Here is a 23,233-nt window from a genome sequence, read left to right on the forward strand (position 1 = left end):
GCGCGACCGCGTCGCGTGGTGATACCGGGGGATTCCTCTGCCGAACTGTTATGAACACCGGAGCCGACCGTGTCAAAGGCCACAGTCGGCTCCGGCGTCCCGTCACGACAACTGCCGTAAGTGACGTCGCACTTGAGTGCGTACGTGTGTGCTACTTGAGCCGCGCCATCAGGGCGTGCTCGACCAGCGTGATCAGCGCACTCTTGGCGTCCGCGCGGTGGCGGGCGTCGGTCGTGATGATCGGGGTGTCGGGGCCGATCTGCAGCGCCTCCCGCACTTCCTCGGGGGCGTAGGGCTGGTTGCCGTCGAAGCCGTTGAGGGCGACGACGAAGGGCAGTCCGCTGTTCTCGAAGTAGTCGACCGCGGGGAAGCAGTCGGCGAGGCGCCGGGTGTCCACGAGCACCACCGCGCCGATCGCACCGCGCACCAGGTCGTCCCACATGAACCAGAACCGGTCCTGACCCGGGGTACCGAAGAGGTAGAGGATCAGGTCCTGGTCGAGGGTGATGCGGCCGAAGTCCATGGCCACCGTGGTGGTGGTCTTGTCCCCGGTGTGGGTGAGGTCGTCGATGCCGGCCGAAGCGGACGTCATGACGGCCTCTGTGCGCAGCGGGTTGATCTCCGAGACGGCGCCGACGAACGTGGTCTTGCCCACGCCGAAGCCGCCCGCCACCACGATCTTCGCGGAGGTGGTGGCCCGGCCCGCGTCAGAGCTTGCGAAGTCCACTGAGCACCCTTTCGAGCAGCGTCACGTCAGGTGCGCCGCCGTTGTTCTCGTCGCCACCCGGCTGGTGGATGGCGACCAGGCCGGCCTCGGCGAGGTCGGCCACCAGGATCCGGGCCACTCCGAGCGGCATGGTCAGCAGCGCGGAGACCTCCGCGACCGACTTGACCTCACGGCACAGGTGGCAGATCCGCTGGTGCTCCGGGAGCAGTCCCATGAGCGCTGCCGGATCGGCAGTGGTGCTGATCAGCGCCTCGATCGCGAGCTGATACCGCGGCCGGGTCCGGCCACCGGTCATCGCGTACGGCCGTACCAGTGGCTGGTCGCCCTCGTCCCCGTACGGTTCCGCGTACGGATCGTGATGAGCGGTGGGCGGGGTCATGAATCCTCCGGGCGGGACAGCAAGTCGGTCAGTCAAGCCGTCGGACGGGGCCGGTGGGGGGATTGTGGCGGCCGGACGGTGTTTTCGTGAGGTGGGTGGTGCCGGGACGGTCAGTGGAGCAGACTGCCTTGGAGTTCGGCGCGCAGGTCCGGCGTAAGTACCGCCCCCGCACGGTCGACGAGCAGTGCCATCTCGTAGCCGACGAGACCGATGTCGCACTCCGGGTGGGCCAGTACCGCGAGGGACGACCCGTCCGAGACGGACATCAGGAAGAGGAACCCGCGCTCCATCTCGACGACCGTCTGCGCCACGGTGCCGCCCTCGAAGATCCGGGAGGCCCCGGCCGTGAGGGAGGTCAGCCCGGACGCGACGGCCGCCAGCTGGTCGGCGCGGTCCCGCGGGAAGCCTTCGGACATCGCCAGCAGAAGGCCGTCGGCGGAGACCACCACGGTGTGGGACACCCCAGGGGTGTTGTCCACGAAGTTGGTGATCAACCAGTTCAGGTTCTGTGCCGCCTGGCTCATCGGACTCAACTAACGCTCCTGCTGGTGAGTGGGGCTCGGGAAGCTGCCGGTCTGGCCGCTGCCGGCCTGACGGCCCTGAGCGATGCCCCGACGGAGATTGGTCAGCCGTCCGCGTACGTCGTCAGGCGCACGCGAGACCTGCGGACCGGCTTGGTGCTGTTGCTGCTGAGCCGTGCCCGGGACGAGGTTCGCCCGGGGCACCCGGCGCGGCAGGCCGGAGGTGGTGACGCCGCCCGCCGCTGGCTGCCGGACGCGCTCTGCCTGGCGGACGATCTCGTCGTTCGGCGAGGTGCGCCAGGAGCCGGTGACGGAGCCGTTGCCGGCCGCCTGCGCGCCCGCGGGACGCTGCGGAGCCGGGGCGGGCGCCTGCTGCGGCGCGGGCTGCTGCTGCGGACCGCCGTGGAACCAGTTGGTCTCCAGCGTGTCGTACAGCGGGGTACGGCCGTCGAGCGGACCACTGGCCGGCGGCAGCGCCTCCGGCTCACGCTGCGCCGGACGCTGCTGCTGCGGGGCCTGCGGACGCGGGGCGCCGAAGTCGTCCCGGCCGGCCGGCTGCGGGCGCTCGAACTGACCGGTGTGCGCCGGGTTCTGGCGCCCGGGCAGGGCGTGCTGGCCGGTGGAGCTGCCGTCGTAGCCGCCGTCGAAGCCCTGCGGGGCCGCGAACTGGCCGGTGTTCCGGCTCGCGTTCCGGGCGCTGTCGTCCCGCTGCGGCGCCGACGTGCCGAAGACGTCGGAGCGGACGAACTGACCCGAGCCGTCCCCGGCGGCGGGACCGTCGAAGCGGCCGGGCAGCTGGTCGGCGTCGGGACGCTCGAACTGGCCGGTCTGCAGCGGGTTCTCGGGGCGCGGGAACTGGCCGGTCTGCTGCGGGTTCTCGGGGCGCGGGAACTGGCCGGTCTGCTGCGGGTTCTCCGGCCGCGGGAACTGGCCGGTGTTCTGGGGGCCGCCCAGGCCGTTCAGGTCCGGGCGCGGGAACTCGCCCGTGGCCGCCGGGCCCTGTGCGTCGAACCGGGGAATCGCCGGTATCTCGGCGGTCGAGCCCGGACCCTGCCGGTCGTCGACGCGTGGCATGCGCGCGGTGTGCGCCGGACCCTGCTCGTCGTGGCCGCGCGGGGCGTCCAGCGAGGCGCGCGACAGCGGGGCCTGGGTGTCGCTCCAGTCCGGGGTGCGCGGCTGGTCACCGCCGGGCAGCTCGGCCCGCGGGCCGCCGCGCGGCGGCAGCTGGGGCTGGCGACCCTGGTCGGAGCCGGCACCGGACCGCTGCGGGCCACGGCCGCCGAAGGCGTCACCGCCGAAGGGGTCCTGCTGCGGGCCGCCCGGGTTCGCGGCCTGCAGGCCCTGCGGGGCGCCGGGCGTCTGACCGCCGAAGCCGCCCGCACCGGCACCCGCGGGCACCTGCCGGCCCTGCGGGCCACCGAGACCGGGACCGCCGGGAGTACCGAGGCCGCCCTGGGGACCGCGCGCACCGCCCGGCGCACCGGGACGGCCGCCCTGGCCGGCACCGGGCAGCGCGGCCCGGGGACCCTGGCCCGCACCGACCTGGCCGCGCGGAGCAGGACCCGCACCGAGCAGACCGCCACCGGACGGGGCGCCGCCGAGGGCACCGCCGCTCGCGTTGCCGGCCTGACGCCGGGCCGCGGCCGCACCGGCGGCGGCCTGCGCGGCGGCGGGGCCACCGGTGCCGATCGGCGCGCCCGCCTTGCCCGGAGCGGGCTTCTTCCCGCCCTGGGCCACGTCCACGGGCAGCATGACCAGCGCGGTCGTGCCACCGGAGTCGGACGGGCGCAGCTGGATGCGGATGCCGTGCCGCTGGGACAGCCGGCCGACCACGAAGAGGCCCATGCGGCGGGAGACGGAGACGTCCACGGTGGGCGGCGAGGCGAGCCGCTCGTTGATCGCCGCGAGGTCCTCGGGGGACAGGCCGATACCGGTGTCGTGGATCTCGATCAGCACGCGGCCGTCGGGCAGCGCGTGACCGGTGACCTTGACCTTGGTCTGCGGTGAGGAGAACGAGGTGGCGTTCTCCAGCAGCTCGGCGAGCAGGTGCACGAGGTCGTTGACCACACGGCCGGCGACCTCGGTCGTCGGCACGGAGGCCAGCTCGATGCGCTCGTACTGCTCCACCTCGGACGCGGCGGCGCGGAGCACGTCGACCAGCGGGACCGGTCGGGTCCAGCGGCGGCCGGGCTCCTCACCCGCGAGGACGAGGAGGTTCTCGCCGTTACGGCGCATACGCGTGGCGAGGTGGTCGAGCTTGAACAGCGAGGACAGCTGGTCCGGGTCGGCCTCGCGGGACTCCAGTTCGGAGATCAGCGACAGCTGGCGCTGGATCAGACCCTGGGAGCGGCGCGAGAGGTTGGTGAACATCGCGTTGACGTTGCCCCGCAGCAGGGCCTGCTCGGCGGCGAGGCGGACCGCCTCGCGGTGCACGTCGTCGAAGGCCGCGGCCACCTGGCCGATCTCGTCCCGGGAGTGCACACCGACCGACTCCACGGAGGTGTCGACGTCCTGCGGGTCGGACTCCGACAGCTGCTTGACCAGCTCGGGCAGGCGGTCCTGGGCGACCTTGGTCGCGGTCTCCTGCAGGCGGCGCAGCGAGCGGATCATGGAGCGGGCCACGATGAACGCGCCGACCAGCGAGACACCGAGCACGAGCAGGATCAGCGCACCGGAGATGATGGCGTCCTGCTGGGTGGCGCTCTTCAGCTCGCGGGCCTTCTGCTCCATCTCCTCGAGCAGCGTGTGCTCGATCTTCTTCATCTGCTCGATCTTGGTCGAGCTGTCGTCCACCCAGTCGCGGTAGGAGCGGGCGTTCAGGCTCTGCAGGCCGTCGGGGGAGTCGAAGACGCGCTTGGCGTAGGTGTCCGCGGACTCGATCGTCGGGTTGCCCTCGTCGATCGGCTTGAGGAGTTCCTCGGCGTTGTTGTTCGCGTAGATCTTCCGGAAGATCGCGATCTCGGAGTTCTCGCTCTGGTACGCCGACTGGCCGTAGAGGCGGTCGTTCGTCGACAGGTCACCCTTGGTCGACGTGGTCGCGGGCAGCGCGGCGGCGATCGTGGCGCGCTGCACGGAGGCGTACTCCTTGGCGGTGGAGAAGGCCGCCAGAGCGCGGGTGCGCGAGATCATCTCCGGGTTGCTGGACGCCTGGGCCATGTCCTGGGACAGGTCGATCAGCTGGGTGATGAGCCGGTGGTAGGACTCGATCGTCTGGGTGGAGTTGCCCTTCGAGGAGTAGGCGCCCTTGCGGATCTTGGCCAGCTGGTCGAGCTGGTTGAAGATGCCGACGAGGTTGTCACGCACGCCCTGGAGCTGGCCGCCCTTGCTGGCGGCGTCGATCTCCTGGGTGGAGTTCTCGAAGTTCGTCAGGGCCCGGTCGGTCTTGTCCCGGTAGCCCTTGACCGTGTAGTCGCTCGCGTTCAGGCCGTGCGCCAGGGGACCGGCGGACTGGTCGCGCTCCTCCTGGAGCGCGGCGGCCAGCTCGGTGGCCTGCTTGGTCATGTCCGTCAGCAGCTTCATGTTGTCGAGCTGCTGGATGTCGGTGATGTTCTGGTCGATGCGCAGCGCGCCCAGCGAGGTCGCCGCGACCACGGGCAGCGCGAGCAGCGACACCAGGCGCGTGGAGATGCGCCAGTTGCGCAGGGCCACGCGGGAGCCGGGGCCGCCGGAGCCCTTGGCGGGCTTGATGGCCGGCGCGGGGGTGGCGCCGGAGTTGCCGGTCCCGGTGGAGGCCGACGAGGCCGACACGGCGGGGCGTCCGCCGCGCTCACCGCCGTCCGCCGACGAGCCCGGGTTCTGGGCGTGCTGGGGCGAGGAGCTGCCCTTCATGGGGCCAGTCCCGTCGTGCGACTCCGGCTCCGCCGAAGCGCTGCCATCCCTCTTGAAACGTCCCTGCACTAGCGTCGCAACCTCTGGACCAGGCACCCCTCCGCGCGAACGGAGGGACACGGTGTCGGCGTTGTGGAGAGCGCCCTGAATACGCCCCCCGGTGGTCTTGAGTGACCGGCGCTGGTTCCCCCCTGTCTCGGCCGCCGCTCGGCGCTGCTTCGCGCCCCTTGCGCCGGCTCGATTCCCGCGGCGGTCCGTGGAATTCCAGCACAGTGCCGGATCTCCAACAAGGGCCGTGTCCCGAGCTGTGACCTCCGTGACGGGCTGTGAGTGCCGCGTCACCAGCAGTGGAGGCCGATCCCGAACATATCGGACGTATCCCGGCGAGTTAGCGGTCGGTGTCTGGTGTCTGAGTCGCCATGATCAGGAGCGGAATGATGGCTTCAGGTGGTCAATGTCCGTTTCGGGCGGTCGTGTTGCCAGTCGGATTTGACCGAATTGTCCGCGAGGTCGTGAGCAAACTCACATGGACCTCGTGGGCAGTTGGCGCCTTGGGCAGGGAATTGGATGTTTAGCCTGACGCTTTACATCAGGGACGTATCTGTAACCCCGCCGACACAGGACTAGGACGCCTACAACCGTGAAGACGACGATGATGTTCCACAGGATCGCCAACCCGCGACGCACCACCCTGGCGCACCTGAAGGACGCCGGCGAACTGCAGACGCCCGAGCAGGAGCACTCCGTCGACCTGCCCGCCCAGACGGCCAACCCCCGGCGCACGGTGCTGGTGGACGTCCCGGTCGGCGCGACGGCCTCGGCCGGAGAGTAGCGGACGGGCGTCCACCCGATGCGCCGAGCCGCCGGCGGCCGTGCTCCCGCGGCCACCGGCGTGCCGTACGGCCCACGGCACGGCCCCGGCGGCGCACGCCGGACACCGCGAACCTGGATCACCACCGGTTAACCTGGGGCGTCAGTACGCCGGTTCTCAGTAAGGGGCGCAAGGATCCCGTGCGCATCGCCAGGTTCTCCATCGACGGGAACGTAGCCTTCGGCGCGGTCGAGGGCGACAAGCAGGACGAACTCGTCCTCGACATCATCAAGGGCATCCCGTTCGCGGACTACGAGCTGTCCGGTACGAAGGTGCCGCTGAGCAAGGTCAGGCTGCTTCCGCCGGTCCTGCCCAACAAGGTCGTGGCGTTCGGCCGCAACTACGGCGAGCACGCCCGCGAGCTGGGCAACGAGGTGCCGGACACCCCCTTCGCCTTCTTCAAGCCGTCCACCTCGGTGATCGGCCCCGGCGACGAGATCCAGTACCCCTCCTTCTCCGAGGAGCTGCACCACGAGGCCGAGCTTGCCGTCGTCATCGGCCGCATGTGCCGCGAGGTCCCGCGCGAGCGCGTCAAGGACGTGATCTTCGGCTACACCTGCGCCAACGACGTCACCGCCCGCGACGTGCAGAAACGCGAGAAGCAGTGGGCGCGCGCCAAGGGCTTCGACACCTCCTGCCCGCTCGGCCCCTGGGTGGAGACCGGCCTCGACCTCGACCGCGCGAACGACCTCACCATCCAGCTCACCGTCAACGGCGAACAGCGCCAGCTGGGCCGTACGAGCGAGATGATCCACCCCATCGAGGACCTGGTCGTCAACATCTCCGAGGCCATGACCCTGCTCCCCGGCGACGTCATCCTCACCGGCACCCCCGCAGGGGTCGGCCCCCTCAACGTCGGCGACGAGGTCGCCGTCTCCATCGAAGGCATCGGCACTCTCACCAACAAGGTTGTCAAGCGTGGCTAGCGCACCCGGCTCACCCGTACGCGTCCGTTTCTGTCCTTCGCCCACCGGTAACCCGCACGTGGGCCTGGTCCGCACCGCCCTGTTCAACTGGGCGTTCGCGCGGCACCACCAGGGCAGCGGTGCCCAATTCGTATTCCGCATCGAGGACACCGACGCCGCCCGCGACTCCGAGGAGTCCTACCACCAGCTGCTCGACGCGATGCGCTGGCTCGGCTTCGACTGGGACGAGGGTCCGGAGGTCGGCGGCCCGCACGCGCCGTACCGCCAGTCGCAGCGCATGGACATCTACCAGGACGTCGCCCGGAAGCTCCTGGACGCCGGCCACGCCTACCACTGCTACTGCTCCCAGGAGGAGCTGGACACCCGCCGCGAGGCCGCCCGCGCCGCCGGCAAGCCCTCCGGCTACGACGGCCACTGCCGCGACCTGACCGAGGCGCAGGTCGAGGAGTACCAGGCCCAGGGCCGCACCCCGATCGTCCGCTTCCGGATGCCCGACGAGACGATCACCTTCACCGACCTGGTCCGCGGCGAGCTGACCTTCACCCCGGAGAACGTGCCGGACTACGGCATCGTCCGCGCGAACGGCGCCCCGCTGTACACGCTGGTCAACCCGGTCGACGACGCCCTGATGGAGATCACCCACGTCCTGCGCGGCGAGGACCTGCTCTCCTCCACCCCGCGCCAGATCGCGCTGTACAAGGCGCTGACGGAGCTGGGCATCGCGAAGCGCGTCCCCGAGTTCGGCCACCTGCCGTACGTGATGGGCGAGGGCAACAAGAAGCTCTCCAAGCGCGACCCGCAGTCGTCGCTGAACCTGTACCGCGAGCAGGGCTTCCTGCCGGAGGGCCTGCTCAACTACCTGTCCCTGCTGGGCTGGTCGCTCTCCGCGGACAAGGACGTCTTCTCGGTCGAGGAGATGGTCGCCGCCTTCGACATCTCCGACGTGAACCCGAACCCCGCCCGCTTCGACCTGAAGAAGTGCGAGGCGATCAACGGCGACCACATCCGCATGCTGGATGTGAAGGAGTTCACCGAGCGCTGCCGCCCCTGGCTGAAGGCCCCGTTCGCGCCCTGGGCGCCCGAGGCCTTCGACGAGGCCAAGTGGCAGGCGATCGCACCGCACGCCCAGACCCGCCTGAAGGTGCTGTCGGAGATCACCGACAACGTCGACTTCCTCTTCCTGCCGGAGCCGGTCGAGGACGAGGCTTCCTGGACCAAGGCGATGAAGGAGGGCAGCGACGCCCTGCTCCGCACGGCCCGCGAGAAGCTGGAGTCGGCCGACTGGACCTCCCCCGAGTCCCTGAAGGAGGCCGTCCTGGCCGCCGGCGAGGTGTACGGCCTCAAGCTCGGCAAGGCCCAGGCCCCGCTCCGCGTCGCCGTCACCGGCCGCACCGTCGGCCTGCCGCTCTTCGAGTCCCTGGAAGTCCTGGGCAGGGAGAAGACGCTGGCCCGCATCGACGCGGCACTGGTGAAGCTGAGCGCTTAGCCGGCCCATGCGTCAGGGGCGGCATCCGGAGGGTTCCGGGTGCCGCCCCTGTTGCGTTGGTCACTGTGCGTCGGCTTCGTCGATCAGATAGGCGCTCTCGTCGAAGATCTCCAGCACGACGACGACCATGATCGCGCCGGCCACGATGTACTCCAGCACCAGGCCGGGGGCCACGTATGCCTTGCGCAGGTGCTCGTCAGGGCCCAGCTGGGCGGTCGAGGTCTTCCGGAACGGGTCGCGTGCCAGTATGCGTACGGCCCTGTCCAACTGCGCTCTGCGCTCTGCGGGCAGGGCGTCGAACGTCGCGCGGGCCTCGACGGTGAACTGGACGCGGTACTCGCTCATGCCGCCCAGTCTGCCAGCCGTTCGGCGGTACCGTCGGTGTCATGACGATCAGAGCCGTGGTCTGGGACGTGGACGACACCCTGTTCGACTACACGACCGCCGACCGCGCGGGCATGCGGGCACATCTGGCGGCGGAAGGGCTGCTCGCCGGGTACGACGGCCCGGAGCAGGCCCTCGCCCGGTGGCGGGAGATCACCGACAGCCAGTGGGCGCGGTTCTCGGCGGGGGAGGTCAGCTTCGAGGGGCAGCGGCGGGACCGCGTGCGGGTCTTCCTGGACACGGAGCTGACAGACGCCGAGTGCGACACCTGGTTCCAGCGGTACATAGGGCACTACGAGGCCGCCTGGAGCCTCTTCCCGGACGTCCTGCCCGCCCTGGAGGCCCTTTCCGCCAGCCACCGGCACGCGGTGCTGTCCAACTCCAGCCTCACGGTCCAGGAGCACAAGCTGCGCACCCTCGGTCTCCTCGACCGCTTCGAGGTCGTGCTGTGCGCCGCCGAGCTGGGCGTCTCCAAGCCGGAGGCCGGCGCCTTCCTGGCCGTCTGCGAGGCGCTGCGGCTGCCTCCGCACGAGGTGGCGTACGTCGGCGACCACCCGGAGATCGACGGGCGGGGCGCCGCCGAGGCCGGGCTGCTGTCGGTGTGGATCGATCGCCGGACGGGCTCGGCGCAGGAGCCCGGGGAGGTCGTCTGCCGCCGGATCTCGACCCTCGCCGAACTCCCCGCGCTCGTCCGCGCGGATACCCGTTTTGGAGCCCCGTCCACCTTCGGGTAATGTTCTTCCTGCGCCGAGGGGATCGGGCCGGAAGGCCGGAGTCCCGAGGAGCAAGCTAGAACGACGACCCCGCAGGGGCTTGAGTTCCAGTGGCCTATGGTGTAATTGGCAGCACGACTGATTCTGGTTCAGTTAGTCTTGGTTCGAGTCCAGGTAGGCCAGCTCGCAGAGCTTATCTGCAAAGCCCCCGTTGTGTAGCGGCCTAGCACGCTGCCCTCTCAAGGCAGTAGCGCCGGTTCGAATCCGGTCGGGGGTACTGATCCTGATCCTGTCGGGATCGCTAGGGCCCCCGTTGTGTAGCGGCCTAGCACGCCGCCCTCTCAAGGCGGTAGCGCCGGTTCGAATCCGGTCGGGGGTACTGACTGGTCTAAACCATCATTGGTCTATGGTGTAATTGGCAGCACGACTGATTCTGGTTCAGTTAGTCTTGGTTCGAGTCCAGGTAGACCAGCTCGGGCCTGCGGAAACGCAGAGTCCACGCCCCCGTTGTGTAGCGGCCTAGCACGCCGCCCTCTCAAGGCGGTAGCGCCGGTTCGAATCCGGTCGGGGGTACGTACAGGGAAGGCCCTCCACTTCGGTGGGGGGCCTTCGCCGTACCCGGCCCTACTCGATGCCGTACCGTCGGCCCGACTCCTCCTCCTGGGCCAGCCGGCGCAGCGCCTGCAGCATCGACTCGGTCAGTACGGCACCGAGCACCGCCGTCTCCACCTTCTCCGCCTCCGACGGGTACGTCTCCACGACGTCCAGGTCGAGTTTCGCGACCTCGTGCATCAACCTGCCGTACTCCACCAGCAGTTCGGCGCCCCAGTCGTAGCCGAGCCTGCGGAACGCGGCCACCGACACCACCAGGGAGCGGTACGCGGGCGAGATGGTCGTCAGCAGCCGGGCATTGGACCAGCCCAGCGTCTCCAGCAGCTCGTCCGCTTCCCGGTGCGCGGCCCGCACGAAGCCGTCCTCCTCGTCCGGCTCCGGCACCTGTGGCAGCGCCCACAGGGCCGCGCCCAGCCGGATCGTACGGCTCAGGGACTCGTCGTCGATGTTCCGCAGCACCTCACGGACCGTGGCCACCGACAGCCCGCCGACCTGGATCATCGCGCGCACCAGCCGCAGCCGGCGCAGGTGCTCCTCGCCGTACTCGGCCGTGGTCGCGTTGAGCTGGCGGCCCGGCGGCAACAGGCCTTCGCGCAGGTAGTACTTGATCGTCGCGGTGGACACACCGCTGCGTCTGCTCAGTTCGGCCAGCCGCATGTCTTGCGCCCCTTCTTGGGTAACGGCACTATCCAAACATCGGCACTTGGATAGCACAGCTCGCCAATGAGGGGGGAAGTCATGGTGTCCCGTACGACCGCCGACGCGAAGGGTGAGGTCGTCGTCCTGCTGATCGGCATGCGCATCAACCGCTTCTGGGCGGTGCACCTGTGGCTGCCGGTGATGCTGGGGATGTTCCGCATGCTGCGGGAGCTGGAGAAGGACCCGGCGCGGGGCCTGCGCGCCAAAGTGCTGCTGACGGCGTCGCCGCGGACGTACTACGTCGTGCAGTACTGGGAGTCCAAGGACAAGCTGTACGCCTACGCGACCGCGCCGGACGCGTTCCACCACCGGGCGTGGACCGCACTCAACCGCAAGGAGCGCAGCGGCAGGCTGCGCGGGCAGGTCGGGATCTGGCACGAGGCGTACGTCGTGCCGGAGGGCTCGTACGAGGCGATCTACGGGGACATGCCGGCCTTCGGCCTCGCGGCCGCGCACGGGCAGATCGCGCTGGAGAAGCGGGGCCGGTACGCCAAGGACCGGTTCGCCCACCGGACGCAGAAGGCGCCGGAGGCCGAGAAGACCGGCTGACCGGCGGGATCGGGGGAGCAAGGAGGGCCTGCCGCGGCGTTGAGGCAGGCCCTCCTCGGTGTTGCCGAACCTTCCCGGCCCCCGGGCTCAGCCCGAACGGCGCAGGGCCTCCGAGAGGCGGGCGGCGGCGTCGATGACCGCCTGGGCGTGCATACGGCCCGGGTGGCGGGTCAGGCGCTCGATCGGCCCGGAGACGGACACCGCGGCCACCACGCGGTTGGAGGGCCCGCGCACCGGCGCGGACACCGACGCGACGCCCGGCTCGCGCTCGCCGATGGACTGGGCCCAGCCGCGCCGCCGTACGCCCGACAGGGCCGTCGCCGTGAAGCGGGCGCCCTGCAGGCCGCGGTGCAGGCGCTCGGGCTCCTCCCACGCCATCAGGATCTGCGCCGAGGAGCCGGCCTTCATCGTGAGCGTGGAACCGACCGGGACCGTGTCCCGAAGGCCGGACAGCCGTTCCGCCGCGGCCACACAGATCCGCATGTCACCCTGGCGCCGGTAGAGCTGTGCACTCTCGCCGGTGACATCACGGAGGTGGGTGAGCACGGGGCCGGCCGTCGCGAGCAGGCGGTCCTCGCCGGCCGCCGCCGCCAGCTCCGCGAGACGCGGGCCGAGAATGAAACGGCCCTGCATGTCGCGTGCCACCATGCGGTGGTGTTCCAAAGCCACGGCCAGGCGGTGAGCCGTGGGTCGTGCCAGTCCGGTCGCGCCGACCAGTCCCGCGAGGGTGGCCGGACCGGACTCCAGAGCGCTCAGGACGAGGGCCGCCTTGTCCAGAACGCCGACGCCGCTACTGTTGTCCATGCAACGATACTTGCGTCTCACTCTGTGAAACGCAAGTTCAATTTTCCGTGGAACGCGCCACTCTGGAATCACACAACGGCCCGCAGACCAAGGGGCCCGGCGGCGGACGCCCGGAATCACGACTTCATGGGGCCCTCAACAGGGCAGTCGCCGCTTCCTCAAGATCTCTAGTTGGGCCGGTGGACGTTTGCCGGCCGGAGGGAAAGCGATGGGTAGGACACTCGCGGAGAAGGTCTGGGACGACCACGTCGTCCGGCGCGCCGAGGGCGAGCCCGACCTCCTCTTCATCGATCTGCACCTGCTGCACGAGGTGACCAGCCCGCAGGCCTTCGACGGGCTGCGCCAGAACGGCCGCCAGGTGCGTCGCCTCGACCTCACCATCGCCACCGAGGACCACAACACCCCGACCCTCGACATCGACAAGCCCATCGCCGACCCGGTCTCCCGCGCCCAGCTGGAGACGCTGCGCAAGAACTGCGCCGAGTTCGGGGTGCGCCTGCACCCGCTGGGCGACGTCGAGCAGGGCGTCGTGCACGTCGTCGGCCCCCAGCTGGGCCTGACCCAGCCCGGTACGACCGTGGTCTGCGGTGACTCCCACACCTCCACGCACGGCGCGTTCGGCGCGCTGGCGTTCGGCATCGGCACCTCCCAGGTCGAGCACGTGCTGGCCACCCAGACGCTGCCGCTGGCCCGCCCCAAGACCATGGCCATCACCGTCGAGGGCGAGCTGCCCGAGGGCGTCACCGCCAAGGACCTGATCCTGGCGATCATCGCGAAGATCGGTACGGGCGGCGGCCAGGGCTACGTCCTGGAGTACCGCGGCTCCTCCATCGAGAAGCTCTCGATGGAGGCCCGGATGACCATCTGCAACATGTCGATCGAGGCCGGCGCCCGCGCGGGCATGATCGCCCCCGACGAGACCACCTTCGAGTACCTCAAGGGCCGCCCGCACGCCCCCGAGGGCGCCGACTGGGACGCCGCCGTCGCGTACTGGAAGACGCTGAGGACGGACGACGACGCCGAGTTCGACGCCGAGGTCGTGATCAACGCCGACGAGCTGTCGCCGTTCGTCACCTGGGGCACCAACCCCGGCCAGGGCGCGCCGCTTTCGGCGAACGTCCCCGACCCGGCTTCGTACGAAGACGCTTCGGAGCGCCTCGCCGCCGAAAAGGCCCTGGAATACATGGGGTTGGACGCCGGCCAGCCGCTGCGCTCCATCAAGGTGGACACCGTCTTCGTAGGCTCGTGCACCAACGGCCGCATCGAGGACCTGCGCGCCGCCGCCGACCTCCTCAAGGGCCGCAAAGTCGCCGACGGCGTACGCATGCTGGTCGTCCCCGGCTCCGCGCGCGTGGGTCTGCAGGCCGTCTCCGAGGGCCTGGACGTGGTCTTCAAGGAGGCCGGCGCCGAATGGCGGCACGCGGGCTGCTCGATGTGCCTCGGCATGAACCCCGACCAGCTGGCCCCGGGCGAGCGCTCCGCCTCGACCTCCAACCGCAACTTCGAGGGCCGGCAGGGCAAGGGCGGTCGTACGCACCTGGTGTCGCCGCAGGTCGCGGCCGCCACCGCCGTCCTGGGCCACCTGGCCTCGCCCGCCGACCTGTCCGACGCCCCTGTGCCCGCTGGAGTCTGAGAAATCATGGAAGCCTTCACCACCCACACCGGCCGGGCCGTCCCGCTGCGCCGCAGCAACGTCGACACCGACCAGATCATCCCTGCTCACTGGCTCAAGAAGGTCACGCGGGACGGCTTCGAGGACGGGCTGTTCGAGGCCTGGCGCAAGGACGAGAACTTCATCCTCAACCGCCCCGAGCGGCAGGGCGCGACCGTCCTGGTCGCCGGCCCCGACTTCGGCACCGGCTCCTCCCGCGAGCACGCCGTCTGGGCGCTGCAGAACTACGGCTTCAAGGCCGTGATCTCCTCCCGCTTCGCGGACATCTTCCGGGGCAACTCGCTGAAGAACGGCCTGCTCACGGTGGTCCTGGACCAGAAGATCGTGGACGCCCTGTGGGAACTGACGGAACAGGATCCCACTGCTGAGGTCACTGTTGACCTTGAGGCTCGTGAGGTTCGCGCGGAGGGCATCACCGCCGCCTTCGAGCTGGACGAGAACTCCCGCTGGCGGCTGCTGAACGGCCTGGACGACATCTCCATCACGCTCCAGAACGAGCCCGACATCGCCGCGTACGAGGCCAAGCGGCCGTCCTACAAGCCGCGGACGCTCCAGATCTGATCCAACCCGCCGAGCGCGTCGCGTTTCGGCCACCCAACACCCCGTCCGTACCCCCGATCGCCACGATCGGGGGTACGGCCGTGTCTGCACCCGCACGGCCCCCGTGAGCTTCTCACTTCGCGCTCAACTTGCCACGTTACGAAGGCCGTTGCCTGGGTACGTGAGTGCTGGGATCGCGCCCTCCGCAAGTGCCTGGAAGGCCATTTGAGGCGGCAGTTGCCCCCTGCGCAGGCGACAACTCGCCCCAGATGGCACAATCTGTGCATGGAACACGACGGCCAACTCCAGCTCTATACGGCGGTCGCGAACCAACTCAAGGAAGCGCACTCAAGGGTGCGCGCACTGCAAGTCCCGGAGGGCGTACGGATGGCGCTGACCCGGAAGCTGCTGGTCATTACGGCCGCGGCCAAGCACGATCTCGCCGCTGCGGCAAGGCGGCTCGAGCGGTTCAACGCGGACCTCGACGAGGGTCGGATCCCCGGCGAGGACGACTGAACAGCCCGAGACCATCGAGTCTGTTGCGGCACAAGGGTGATAAGCCCGTTTCGTGTTTGATTTGCGGTATATATCTGCCTAACGTGCGAAAAAGCTTGAACACTTTCGTTCTGGCGATGTCTCCGAAGGGGAAGACGTGAACAAGGCGCAGCTCGTAGAAGCGATTGCCGACAAGGTGGGTGGCCGCCAGCAGGCCGCCGAGGCTGTCGATCATGTCCTGGACGCCATCGTCCGCGCGGTCGTCGCGGGCGAGCGGGTCTCGGTCACCGGCTTCGGGTCCTTCGAGAAGGTGGACCGCCCCGCCCGCTATGCCCGCAACCCTCAGACCGGCGAGCGGGTTCGGGTCAAGAAGACCTCCGTGCCGCGCTTCCGCGCCGGTCAGGGGTTCAAGGACCTGGTGAGCGGCTCGAAGAAGCTGCCGCGCGGTGGCGAGGTCTCGGTCAAGAAGGCACCCAAGGGCAGCCTGACCGGCGGGGCCGCGGCGACGGTCAAGAAGGCCGCCGCGAAGAAGACCACCAAGGCGGCCGCGAAGAAGGTCACGGCCAAGAAGGCGGCCCCGGCGAAGAAGGCGGCCGCCGCGAAGAAGACCGCGGCGAAGAAGGCGCCCGCCAAGAAGACCACCGCGGCCGCCAAGACCACCGCGGCGAAGAAGGTCACCGCGAAGAAGGCGGCGGCCAAGAAGGCCCCGGCGAAGAAGGTCACCGCGAAGAAGGCCCCGGCCAAGAAGTCGACGGCCCGCAAGACCACCGCCAAGAAGGCCACCGCCCGCAAGGCGACGTCGTAAGGACGCCAGGGCACTCACGCGCCGGGCCGGACTCCCCAGGGAGTCCGGCCCGCGGCGTGTGTAAGGGCAGTTACAGCGTTTGAAGGGTTACGAGGGTGATGCGCAGCGCGTCACCGGTTCCCTCCGTCTCGATCCGCACCCGCTGTCCGGGGCGCAGCAGCAAAAGGCCTCCGGCGGTGAACGCGGCGGCATCGAACGGCACCGGGGTGCCGTCGTCGAGGAGCACCTGTCCGCTGCGGGTTTCGGGGTCGTACGTGTATGCGGTGGCCTGCATGACGGCCAGCCTAGTGTTCGCCGGCGGGGGATGCGCCGTGGGGCTGCGGCCGTTCGCGGGCCGCGGGCCCGTCGTGGCCGGTCGCGCCCACGCGGCGGAGCCGCACATCGATACAGCCCCGCACACCCGGGGGTTGCAGCCGCCGCTCCCGCATTCGCGCCGTGGCTGCGGCACCTCCCGGCGAGCAGCGCCCCCAGCCCTGCTCGGCCCCGGCGCCGGGTGCGTTCAGAATCCGGGGATCAGCAAACCCGCCGAAACCGCGGCCGTATGCGGGCCGACGCCCAAGGCCAGCGCCGTCCGCAGATCGTCTCCGGTGTCCACGTCCTGCCGTACCGAATCCACGCCCGCCAGCCGGAGTTCCTCCGCCCCCGAGTCCCGGTGCCGGGAACGGGAATCAATACCGAACTCCGGCTGCAATTCCCCGTCGGGCCGCGCGGCCAGCAACGTCGTGCCCAGCCCCGCCGCATCCGCGAGAAACGCCCGGGAAAACTCCGCCGCCGCGCCCAGGACGACGGCCAGTTCCGCCGCGCGCAACGCCGGCAGATCGGCGTTCAGGGCGGCAACAGGTGTGCGCGGGCGCATTTCCCGTACGGCCTCCGCGCCGTGCGCCAGCGCGGCGTTCAGACCGCTTCCCGGCGTGTCCGGGACGATCCGCGCGCCCAGCGCCGCCAGCTCGCGCGCCGCCCGCTCGTCGTCCGTGACGACCGCCACATCCGCCACGGCCGTACAGGACAGCGCCGCGGCCACCGTGTCCTGCGCGAACGCGAGCGCCAGCCCCGGGCGCACCCCGTCCCCGGCGGTGTCCGAGAGCCTGCTCTTGGCCCGCGACAGGGGCTTCAGGGGGATGACCAAGGTCCACTGCACCGGCGTACCGTCCCTCTCTCGTCACGATCATTGTCCCCCGCGCCATCTGGCACTGTCGGTGGCGGGGCGTACGGTGTTCTCGACAGACCGGCGGCACGGGGCGACAATCGTGCGGCCCCCGCCGGGGTGGCAGCCCCTAGAGGAAGGTGTCCTTGTGCCCCGCCGCAGAATCGGCTTCTGGTACCGCTTCGCCGCGGTGATCTGCAAACCGCCGCTGGTGGTTCTGATCAAGCGGGACTGGCGCGGAATGGAGCACATTCCGGCCGAGGGCGGATTTATCACCGTGGTGAACCACAATTCCCACGTGGACCCCTTCGCGTACGCGCACTATCAGTACAACACCGGACGGGTTCCGCGATTCCTCGCGAAGAGCGGGCTTTTCAAGAAGGGATTCGTCGGCGCCGCCATGCGTGGCACCGGGCAGATCCCCGTCTACCGCGAGTCCACGGACGCGCTCAGCGCCTTCCGGGCCGCGATCGACGCCGTGGAGCGCGGCGAGTGCGTCGCCTTCTACCCCGAGGGCACCCTCACCCGCGACCCGAACGGCTGGCCCATGACCGGCAAGACAGGTGCCGCGCGCGTCGCCCTGCAGACCAAGTGCCCGGTCATCCCGGTCGCCCAGTGGGGCGCCAACGAACTGCTGCCGCCGTACGCCAAGAAGCCGGACCTCTTCCCGCGCAAGACCCATCACGTGCTCGCGGGCCCGCCCGTGGACCTCTCGCGCTTCTACGACAAGGAGATGACCCCGGAGCTGCTCAAGGAGGCCACCGAGGTCATCATGGCGGCCATCACCCGCCGGCTCGAGGAGATCCGCGGCGAGAAGGCGCCCGAGACGCCCTACGACCCGCGCCGCGAGCGGATCGAACAGCGGCGCCGCACCGAGGCGCAGACCGCGCAGACGGCGCAGACGGCGCAGACGGCGCAGGCCAAAGGCAAGGAACCGGAGGGGCAGGGCAAGTGAGCAAGGCGGTCAAGGCGGCGGTCATGGGCACCGGCTCATGGGGCACCGCCTTCGGTATGGTGCTCGCCGACGCGGGCTGCGAGGTGACCCTGTGGGCCCGCCGCCCCGAGCTGGCCGAGGCAGTCAACTCGACGCGGACCAACCCCGACTACCTGCCCGGCGTCGAACTCCCGGAGAACCTCAGAGCCACCTCGGACCCGGCCGAGGCCCTGCGCGACGCCGACTTCACCGTCCTCGCCATCCCCTCACAGACGCTGCGCGCCAACCTCGCCGAGTGGACCCCGCTGCTGGCCCCGGACACCGTGCTCGTCTCCCTGATGAAGGGCGTCGAACTCGGCTCCACCATGCGGATGAGCGAGGTCGTCGACGACGTCGCGAAGGTCGGCTCCGACCGCATCGCGGTCGTCACCGGGCCCAACCTGGCCCGTGAGATCGCCGCCCGCATGCCGGCCGCCGCCGTGGTCGCCTGCACCGACGTCTCCGTCGCCCAGCGCCTCCAGGCCGCCTGCCACACGCCGTACTTCCGGCCGTACACGGAGACCGACGTGGTGGGCTGCGAGCTGGGCGGTGCCGTGAAGAACGTCATCGGGCTCGCCGTCGGCATCGCGGACGGCATGGGGCTCGGCGACAACGCCAAGGGCTCGCTCATCACCCGGGGCCTCGCCGAGACCGCGCGGCTCGGTGTCGTGCTCGGCGCCGACCCGCTGACCTTCTCCGGACTCGCGGGCCTCGGCGACCTGGTGGCGACCTGCTCCTCGCCGCTGTCGCGCAACCACACCTTCGGTACCAACCTCGGCAAGGGCATGACCCTGCAGGAGACCATCGCGGTCACCAAGCAGACCGCCGAGGGTGTCAAGTCCTGCGAGTCCGTGCTGGATCTGGCCCGGCGGCACGGCGTCGACATGCCCATCACCGAGACGGTCGTCGCCATCGTCCACGAGGGCAAGTCCCCGGTGGTCGCCGTCAAGGAGCTGATGTCGCGCAGCGCGAAGCCCGAACGACGCTGAGCGAACCTCCTGAGTCGGCGCTGTATCCGGGCTCTACCAACGGGTACTCTCAACGCGATATGAGCACCGAGAACCTCCCCCAGAGCCCCGAGCAGCCGCCTCGCAAGCCGCGCGTGGCCGTCGTGTTCGGCGGGCGCAGCTCCGAACACGGGATCTCCATGGTCACCGCCGGGGCCGTCCTCAAGGCCATCGACCGGACCAAGTACGACGTCCTGCCGATCGGCATCACGCGGGAGGGCCGTTGGGTGCTCACCGCCGACGAGCCGGAGCGGATGGCCATCACCGACCGCCGCCTGCCCGCCGTCGAGGAGCTGGCGGAGTCGCACGAGGGCGGCGTGGTGCTCCCCGTCGACCCCGCGAACCGCGAGGTCGTCTACAGCGAGCCCGGCTCGGTGCCCAAGGCGCTCGGCGAGGTCGACGTGGTCTTCCCGGTGCTGCACGGCCCCTACGGCGAGGACGGCACCCTGCAGGGCCTCCTGGAGCTGTCCGGGGTGCCGTACGTGGGCGCAGGCGTGCTCGCCTCGGCCGTCGGCCAGGACAAGGAGTACATGAAGCGGATCTTCACGTCCTACGGGCTCAAGGTCGGCCCGTACGTGGTGATCCGGCCTCGCGAGTGGCAGCAGGACGAGTCCGCCGCCCGCAAGAGGATCATCGACTTCGCGGGCGAGCACGGCTGGCCGCTGTTCGTGAAGCCCGCGCGTGCGGGCTCGTCCATCGGCATCACCAAGGTCGACGACCTGTCCGGCCTGGACGAGGCGATCGCCACCGCGCAGGCCCACGACCCGAAGATCCTGATCGAGGCCGCCGTACGCGGCCGTGAGATCGAGTGCGGCGTCCTGGAGTTCGAGGACGGCCCGCGCGCCTCCGTCCCGGCCGAGATCCCGCCGCCGGACGCGCACGCGTACTACGACTTCGACGCCAAGTACATCGACTCCACGCCCGGAATCGTCCCCGCGCCGCTCACCGAGGAGCAGACCGCCGAGGTGCAGCGGCTCGCGGTCGAGGCGTTCGAGGCGGTCTCCTGCGAGGGCCTGGTCCGCGCGGACTTCTTCCTCGCCGAGGACGGCGAGTTCGTGATCAACGAGATCAACACCCTGCCCGGTTTCACGCCGATCTCGATGTACCCGCAGATGTGGCAGGCCAGTGGCGTCGGCTACCCGGAGCTGATCGACCGCCTGGTGCGGGCGGCGCTGCGCCGTTCGACCGGACTGCGCTGAGCGGCCCGCGAGTCACCCGCGCATGGAGGCGATCCCCTTGGGGATCGCCTTCTTCACGGCCGCCGCGAGATCCGTGAGTACGGCCGTGCCCTCCTCCTGCGCGGACATGCCCTTGGGCAGGCCGATCTGCACGTACGCCGCACGGCCCGCGGTGGTGAACCGCCAGGTGCCGTCGGCCTGCTTCTCCATCAACCAGTCGACGCCGTTCACCCCGCCCGCGATGGCGTCGGGGTCACCGCCCTCGGCCACCTTGGGATCGATCATCTTCGGCGGCCGTACGACACCGCAGCGCAGTATGATCGCCGGGTTTCCCCAGCCCGCCGTGTAGGCGGACCGGGGTTCGGGGTCGTTGCGGCTTCGCCCGTCGAGCTTCTGGGGCAGCACCCGGTGCAGGGCCCGGCACACCGGCGCCGTCTTCGCGTCGGGGCTGGGAACCGCCACGGCGGCGCTGTCGTCTGCCGAGGAGCAGCCCGCGACCGCGATCAGCAGCGCGGGCGCGAGCAGGCCGAGGGGCCGGTGACGGAAGATGTTCACCGGCCAAGCGTAGACGGGGGCTACAGATGCACGACCGGACAGGTCAGGGTGCGGGTGATGCCGTCCACTTGCTGGACCTTGGCGACCACCATGCGACCGAGGTCGTCGACCGTGTCGGCCTGGGCGCGCACGATGACGTCGTACGGTCCCGTCACGTCCTCGGCCTGGATCACTCCAGGGATCTTGCTGATCGTCTCGGCGACGGTCGACGCCTTGCCGACCTCCGTCTGGATCAGGATGTACGCCTGTACCACGGAACCTCCAGGGCGGCCACGAGGATCATGTGGGGAAAAGGAACGCCACGGTATCGCGTTGCCGCTCCCCGCGGGGAGACCTGCGGGAACCGGGCTTGCGCGCCAGGGTGCAGGCACGACGGAAGTTGACGGTCGCAAGGACCGTTCCGACGGTCTTCCGGACCGTATCGACAGTCACCTCGACCGTATCGGGGACACTGATGACGCGCGACTGGGCACGGCATGGCAGAGAAGGGGAGCAAGGGCAATGAAGGGCACTGTTGGTGAGCTCGGGGAGTTCGGGCTCATCAGGGAGCTCACCTCCCGTCTCACCACCACCCCGGCGGTCCGGATCGGCCCCGGCGACGACGCCGCGGTGGTCGCCGCGCCCGACCGGCGGGTGGTGGCGAGCACCGACATCCTGCTGGAAGGGCGGCACTTCCGCCGTGACTGGTCCACGGCCTACGACGTCGGCCGCAAGGCGGCGGCGCAGAACCTCGCCGACATCGCCGCGATGGGCGCCGTACCGACCGCCCTGCTGCTCGGCCTGGTAGTCCCGGCCGAACTCCCGGTGACCTGGCCCAGCGAGCTGATGGACGGCCTGCGCGACGAGTGCCAGGTGGCGGGCGCCTCCGTGGTCGGCGGTGACGTCGTACGCGGTGACACGATCATGGTGTCGATCACCGCGCTCGGCGATCTGCGCAACCAGGAGCCCGTCACGCGGGCCGGTGCCCAGCCCGGCGACCTGGTGGCCGTCACGGGCTGGCTGGGCTGGTCCGCCGCCGGTTACGCGGTCCTCTCCCGGGGTTTCCGCTCCCCGCGCGCCTTCGTGGAGGCCCACCGCCGTCCCGAGCCGCCGTACCACGCGGGCCCGGCGGCCGCCGCGCTCGGCGCGACCGCGATGTGCGACGTGAGCGACGGACTGATCGCCGACCTCGGGCACATCGCCGAGGCCAGCAAGGTCCGCATCGACATCCGCTCGGGCGCGATCGACATCCCGACCCAGATGAACGACATCGGGCAGGCCGTCGGCGTCGACCCGCTGCAGTGGGTGCTGACCGGGGGAGAGGACCACGCGATCGTCGCGACCTTCCCGTCGGACACCAAGCTCCCGGCCCGCTGGAAGGTCATCGGCGAGGTCCTCAACCCCTCCGCGCTGCCCCAGGTGACCGTTGACGGGGCGCCCTGGACCAGCAAGGGCGGCTGGGACCACTTCGGGGACATAGAGTCATGATCCCGCGCGTACTGACCGTGGCGGGCTCGGACTCCGGCGGCGGGGCCGGCATCCAGGCCGACCTGAAGACCATGCTGGCGCTGGGCGTGCACGGGATGAGCGTGATCACGGCCGTGACCGCACAGAACTCCCTGGGCGTGCAGGGCGCCTGGGAGCTGCCCGTGGAGGCGGTACGGGCCCAGTACCGCAGCGTCGTGGACGACATCGGCGTCCAGGCCGTCAAGACCGGCATGCTGGCCTCCGCGGAACTGGTCGGGACGGTCGCCGAGTTGATCTCCGGCACGGACGCTCCGGCCGTCGTGGACCCGGTGGGCGTCTCCAAGCACGGCGACCCGCTGCTGGCCGCGTCCGCGCTGGACACCGTACGCACGCGGCTGCTCCCGGTGGCGACCGTGGCGACCCCGAACCTCGACGAGGTGGCACAACTCACCGGGGTGCGGGTCGAGTCCGAGGACGATCTGCGACCGGCCGCGGCGGCCGTGCTGGAGTACGGGCCGCGCTGGGTGCTGATCAAGGGCGGGCACCTGTCCGCAGACGCAGGGCGGGCGGGCGGGAGCCAGGCGGTGCGGGCGGGCGGGAGCCAGGCGGTGCGGGCGGGCGGGAGCCAGGCGGTGCGGGCGGGCGGGAGCCAGGCGGTCGACCTGCTGACCGACGGCTCGGCGGAGCACTGGCTGCGGGCGCCGCGCCACGACAACCGGCACACGCACGGCACGGGCTGCACACTGGCGTCCGCCATCGCGTCGGGGCTGGCCAAGGGGCTCTCCGTGCCGGAGGCGGTCACGGCGGCCAAGGAGTACGTCACGGGGGCGATCGCCGCCGGATTCACGCTCGGCGCGGGGATCGGGCCGGTGGATCACGGCTGGCGGCTGCGGGGGTGACCAGGCCGGGCACGGAAAAG

25 protein-coding genes and 5 tRNA genes are annotated in these 23,233 nt (G+C 70.4%); 19 read left to right on the plus strand and 11 right to left on the minus strand.

The window, feature by feature from the left end:
• Window positions 1-151: 151 nt before the first annotated feature.
• From ACWGJ5_RS06705 to ACWGJ5_RS06720, 4 genes are all read right to left on the minus strand, one after another.
• On the minus strand, window positions 152-727 hold the full coding sequence (locus tag ACWGJ5_RS06705) for a GTP-binding protein (RefSeq protein WP_453308685.1): 576 nt from the start codon (window positions 725-727) through the stop codon (window positions 152-154).
• Window positions 708-1,106, minus strand: a complete 399-nt coding sequence (locus ACWGJ5_RS06710) for a DUF742 domain-containing protein (protein ID WP_030168425.1) — start codon at window positions 1,104-1,106, stop codon at window positions 708-710. The genes ACWGJ5_RS06705 and ACWGJ5_RS06710 overlap by 20 nt, the downstream gene beginning before the upstream one ends.
• Window positions 1,107-1,216: 110 nt before the next feature.
• Entirely contained in the window at window positions 1,217-1,630 is a 414-nt protein-coding gene (locus tag ACWGJ5_RS06715; RefSeq protein WP_023546525.1) for a roadblock/LC7 domain-containing protein, read from the minus strand.
• A 9-nt stretch (window positions 1,631-1,639) separates the two neighbouring features.
• The gene (locus ACWGJ5_RS06720; protein WP_453308686.1) at window positions 1,640-5,524 is read right to left on the minus strand and encodes a nitrate- and nitrite sensing domain-containing protein; all 3,885 of its coding nucleotides are present in this window, start codon (window positions 5,522-5,524) and stop codon (window positions 1,640-1,642) included.
• Between the two features lie 571 nt (window positions 5,525-6,095).
• On the opposite strand from ACWGJ5_RS06720, the gene ACWGJ5_RS06725 reads away from it, so the two are divergent.
• The 3 genes from ACWGJ5_RS06725 to gltX all read left to right on the plus strand — a co-directional run bounded on the left by ACWGJ5_RS06725 (window position 6,096) and on the right by gltX (window position 8,738).
• Entirely contained in the window at window positions 6,096-6,287 is a 192-nt protein-coding gene (locus tag ACWGJ5_RS06725) for a hypothetical protein (protein WP_453308687.1), read from the plus strand.
• 179 nt (window positions 6,288-6,466) lie between these two features.
• Window positions 6,467-7,252 (plus strand): fumarylacetoacetate hydrolase family protein, encoded by a 786-nt coding sequence (locus ACWGJ5_RS06730; protein ID WP_453308688.1) that lies wholly within the window; start codon window positions 6,467-6,469, stop codon window positions 7,250-7,252.
• On the plus strand, window positions 7,245-8,738 hold the full coding sequence (gltX, locus tag ACWGJ5_RS06735; protein WP_453308689.1) for a glutamate--tRNA ligase: 1,494 nt from the start codon (window positions 7,245-7,247) through the stop codon (window positions 8,736-8,738). Before ACWGJ5_RS06730 ends, gltX begins: the two co-directional genes overlap by 8 nt.
• A 60-nt stretch (window positions 8,739-8,798) precedes the next feature.
• Here gltX and ACWGJ5_RS06740 read toward each other — a convergent pair whose 3' ends face one another.
• Complete coding sequence (locus ACWGJ5_RS06740; protein WP_453308690.1) at window positions 8,799-9,083, minus strand: hypothetical protein; 285 nt, start codon at window positions 9,081-9,083, stop codon at window positions 8,799-8,801.
• Window positions 9,084-9,124: 41 nt separating this feature from the next.
• On the opposite strand from ACWGJ5_RS06740, the gene ACWGJ5_RS06745 reads away from it, so the two are divergent.
• The 6 genes from ACWGJ5_RS06745 (at window position 9,125) to ACWGJ5_RS06770 (ending at window position 10,408) form a co-directional block, all read left to right on the plus strand.
• Window positions 9,125-9,856 carry an HAD family hydrolase gene (locus ACWGJ5_RS06745; protein WP_453308691.1) on the plus strand — a complete coding sequence of 244 codons (732 nt, stop codon included), beginning with the start codon at window positions 9,125-9,127 and terminating at the stop codon, window positions 9,854-9,856.
• Window positions 9,857-9,946: 90 nt separating this feature from the next.
• Window positions 9,947-10,018: transfer RNA gene (locus ACWGJ5_RS06750), tRNA-Gln, on the plus strand.
• A gap of 21 nt (window positions 10,019-10,039) precedes the next feature.
• A tRNA-Glu gene (locus ACWGJ5_RS06755) sits at window positions 10,040-10,112 on the plus strand.
• A gap of 29 nt (window positions 10,113-10,141) precedes the next feature.
• A tRNA-Glu gene (locus tag ACWGJ5_RS06760) sits at window positions 10,142-10,214 on the plus strand.
• Between the two features lie 21 nt (window positions 10,215-10,235).
• Window positions 10,236-10,307, plus strand: a tRNA-Gln gene (locus tag ACWGJ5_RS06765).
• A 28-nt stretch (window positions 10,308-10,335) separates the two neighbouring features.
• A tRNA-Glu gene (locus ACWGJ5_RS06770) sits at window positions 10,336-10,408 on the plus strand.
• A gap of 51 nt (window positions 10,409-10,459) precedes the next feature.
• Here the strand turns inward: ACWGJ5_RS06770 and ACWGJ5_RS06775 are convergent.
• Window positions 10,460-11,104, minus strand: a complete 645-nt coding sequence (locus ACWGJ5_RS06775; protein WP_453308692.1) for a MerR family transcriptional regulator — start codon at window positions 11,102-11,104, stop codon at window positions 10,460-10,462.
• A gap of 81 nt (window positions 11,105-11,185) precedes the next feature.
• On the opposite strand from ACWGJ5_RS06775, the gene ACWGJ5_RS06780 reads away from it, so the two are divergent.
• Complete coding sequence (locus ACWGJ5_RS06780; protein WP_453308693.1) at window positions 11,186-11,695, plus strand: DUF4188 domain-containing protein; 510 nt, start codon at window positions 11,186-11,188, stop codon at window positions 11,693-11,695.
• Between the two features lie 87 nt (window positions 11,696-11,782).
• Here ACWGJ5_RS06780 and ndgR read toward each other — a convergent pair whose 3' ends face one another.
• Window positions 11,783-12,499 (minus strand): IclR family transcriptional regulator NdgR, encoded by a 717-nt coding sequence (ndgR, locus tag ACWGJ5_RS06785; protein WP_009320373.1) that lies wholly within the window; start codon window positions 12,497-12,499, stop codon window positions 11,783-11,785.
• A 208-nt stretch (window positions 12,500-12,707) separates the two neighbouring features.
• Between ndgR and leuC the strand changes: the two genes are divergently transcribed.
• The 4 genes from leuC (at window position 12,708) to ACWGJ5_RS06805 (ending at window position 16,011) form a co-directional block, all read left to right on the plus strand.
• Entirely contained in the window at window positions 12,708-14,132 is a 1,425-nt protein-coding gene (gene leuC, locus ACWGJ5_RS06790; protein ID WP_453308694.1) for a 3-isopropylmalate dehydratase large subunit, read from the plus strand.
• A gap of 6 nt (window positions 14,133-14,138) precedes the next feature.
• Entirely contained in the window at window positions 14,139-14,732 is a 594-nt protein-coding gene (gene leuD / locus ACWGJ5_RS06795) for a 3-isopropylmalate dehydratase small subunit (RefSeq protein WP_453308695.1), read from the plus strand.
• Window positions 14,733-14,996: 264 nt separating this feature from the next.
• Complete coding sequence (locus ACWGJ5_RS06800; protein WP_453308696.1) at window positions 14,997-15,227, plus strand: SCO5555 family protein; 231 nt, start codon at window positions 14,997-14,999, stop codon at window positions 15,225-15,227.
• 136 nt (window positions 15,228-15,363) lie between these two features.
• On the plus strand, window positions 15,364-16,011 hold the full coding sequence (locus ACWGJ5_RS06805; protein ID WP_453308697.1) for an HU family DNA-binding protein: 648 nt from the start codon (window positions 15,364-15,366) through the stop codon (window positions 16,009-16,011).
• 70 nt (window positions 16,012-16,081) lie between these two features.
• Here ACWGJ5_RS06805 and ACWGJ5_RS06810 read toward each other — a convergent pair whose 3' ends face one another.
• Together ACWGJ5_RS06810 and cofC are read right to left on the minus strand one after the other, a co-directional pair.
• Window positions 16,082-16,285 (minus strand): hypothetical protein, encoded by a 204-nt coding sequence (locus tag ACWGJ5_RS06810; protein WP_228622983.1) that lies wholly within the window; start codon window positions 16,283-16,285, stop codon window positions 16,082-16,084.
• 225 nt (window positions 16,286-16,510) lie between these two features.
• Window positions 16,511-17,149, minus strand: coding sequence for a 2-phospho-L-lactate guanylyltransferase (gene cofC, locus ACWGJ5_RS06815; RefSeq protein WP_453308698.1), 639 nt, complete (start codon window positions 17,147-17,149; stop codon window positions 16,511-16,513).
• Between the two features lie 154 nt (window positions 17,150-17,303).
• On the opposite strand from cofC, the gene ACWGJ5_RS06820 reads away from it, so the two are divergent.
• The 3 genes from ACWGJ5_RS06820 to ACWGJ5_RS06830 are packed head-to-tail and all read left to right on the plus strand — an operon-like array spanning window position 17,304 to window position 20,334.
• A complete protein-coding gene (locus ACWGJ5_RS06820; protein ID WP_453308699.1) occupies window positions 17,304-18,110 on the plus strand; it encodes a lysophospholipid acyltransferase family protein in 807 nt (268 codons plus the stop codon).
• Complete coding sequence (locus ACWGJ5_RS06825) at window positions 18,107-19,117, plus strand: NAD(P)H-dependent glycerol-3-phosphate dehydrogenase (RefSeq protein WP_453308700.1); 1,011 nt, start codon at window positions 18,107-18,109, stop codon at window positions 19,115-19,117. The genes ACWGJ5_RS06820 and ACWGJ5_RS06825 overlap by 4 nt, the downstream gene beginning before the upstream one ends.
• 59 nt (window positions 19,118-19,176) lie before the next feature.
• Window positions 19,177-20,334 carry a D-alanine--D-alanine ligase family protein gene (locus ACWGJ5_RS06830; RefSeq protein ID WP_453308701.1) on the plus strand — a complete coding sequence of 386 codons (1,158 nt, stop codon included), beginning with the start codon at window positions 19,177-19,179 and terminating at the stop codon, window positions 20,332-20,334.
• A gap of 12 nt (window positions 20,335-20,346) precedes the next feature.
• On the opposite strand, the gene ACWGJ5_RS06835 is transcribed toward ACWGJ5_RS06830, so the two are convergent.
• Both ACWGJ5_RS06835 and ACWGJ5_RS06840 read right to left on the minus strand, forming a co-directional pair.
• Window positions 20,347-20,868: a DUF3515 domain-containing protein gene (locus ACWGJ5_RS06835; RefSeq protein WP_228622988.1), complete on the minus strand. Its 522-nt coding sequence runs from the start codon at window positions 20,866-20,868 to the stop codon at window positions 20,347-20,349.
• 20 nt (window positions 20,869-20,888) lie between these two features.
• Window positions 20,889-21,122, minus strand: coding sequence for an Lrp/AsnC family transcriptional regulator (locus ACWGJ5_RS06840; RefSeq protein WP_003997603.1), 234 nt, complete (start codon window positions 21,120-21,122; stop codon window positions 20,889-20,891).
• 247 nt (window positions 21,123-21,369) lie between these two features.
• Here ACWGJ5_RS06840 and ACWGJ5_RS06845 point away from each other — a divergent pair, with 247 nt between their 5' ends.
• Both ACWGJ5_RS06845 and thiD read left to right on the plus strand, forming a co-directional pair.
• Window positions 21,370-22,335, plus strand: a complete 966-nt coding sequence (locus ACWGJ5_RS06845) for a thiamine-phosphate kinase (RefSeq protein WP_228622989.1) — start codon at window positions 21,370-21,372, stop codon at window positions 22,333-22,335.
• A complete protein-coding gene (thiD, locus tag ACWGJ5_RS06850) occupies window positions 22,332-23,213 on the plus strand; it encodes a bifunctional hydroxymethylpyrimidine kinase/phosphomethylpyrimidine kinase (protein WP_453308702.1) in 882 nt (293 codons plus the stop codon). Before ACWGJ5_RS06845 ends, thiD begins: the two co-directional genes overlap by 4 nt.
• The last annotated feature ends 20 nt before the right edge of the window (window positions 23,214-23,233 follow it).

The organism is Streptomyces sp. NPDC054783, assembly GCF_053611725.1.

Bases quoted from the DNA above. Each gene is read 5' to 3' on its own strand.
- ACWGJ5_RS06710 (WP_030168425.1), bottom strand. From the start codon at position 1,106: ATGACCCCGCCCACCGCTCATCACGATCCGTACGCGGAACCGTACGGG.
- ACWGJ5_RS06715 (WP_023546525.1), bottom strand. From the start codon at position 1,630: ATGAGCCAGGCGGCACAGAACCTGAACTGGTTGATCACCAACTTCGTG.
- ACWGJ5_RS06740 (WP_453308690.1), bottom strand. From the start codon at position 9,083: ATGAGCGAGTACCGCGTCCAGTTCACCGTCGAGGCCCGCGCGACGTTC.
- ACWGJ5_RS06745 (WP_453308691.1), top strand. From the start codon at position 9,125: ATGACGATCAGAGCCGTGGTCTGGGACGTGGACGACACCCTGTTCGAC.
- ACWGJ5_RS06775 (WP_453308692.1), bottom strand. From the start codon at position 11,104: ATGCGGCTGGCCGAACTGAGCAGACGCAGCGGTGTGTCCACCGCGACG.
- ACWGJ5_RS06780 (WP_453308693.1), top strand. From the start codon at position 11,186: ATGGTGTCCCGTACGACCGCCGACGCGAAGGGTGAGGTCGTCGTCCTG.
- ndgR (WP_009320373.1), bottom strand. From the start codon at position 12,499: ATGGACAACAGTAGCGGCGTCGGCGTTCTGGACAAGGCGGCCCTCGTC.
- leuC (WP_453308694.1), top strand. From the start codon at position 12,708: ATGGGTAGGACACTCGCGGAGAAGGTCTGGGACGACCACGTCGTCCGG.
- leuD (WP_453308695.1), top strand. From the start codon at position 14,139: ATGGAAGCCTTCACCACCCACACCGGCCGGGCCGTCCCGCTGCGCCGC.
- ACWGJ5_RS06800 (WP_453308696.1), top strand. From the start codon at position 14,997: ATGGAACACGACGGCCAACTCCAGCTCTATACGGCGGTCGCGAACCAA.
- ACWGJ5_RS06810 (WP_228622983.1), bottom strand. From the start codon at position 16,285: ATGCAGGCCACCGCATACACGTACGACCCCGAAACCCGCAGCGGACAG.
- ACWGJ5_RS06830 (WP_453308701.1), top strand. From the start codon at position 19,177: ATGAGCACCGAGAACCTCCCCCAGAGCCCCGAGCAGCCGCCTCGCAAG.
- ACWGJ5_RS06845 (WP_228622989.1), top strand. From the start codon at position 21,370: ATGAAGGGCACTGTTGGTGAGCTCGGGGAGTTCGGGCTCATCAGGGAG.
- thiD (WP_453308702.1), top strand. From the start codon at position 22,332: ATGATCCCGCGCGTACTGACCGTGGCGGGCTCGGACTCCGGCGGCGGG.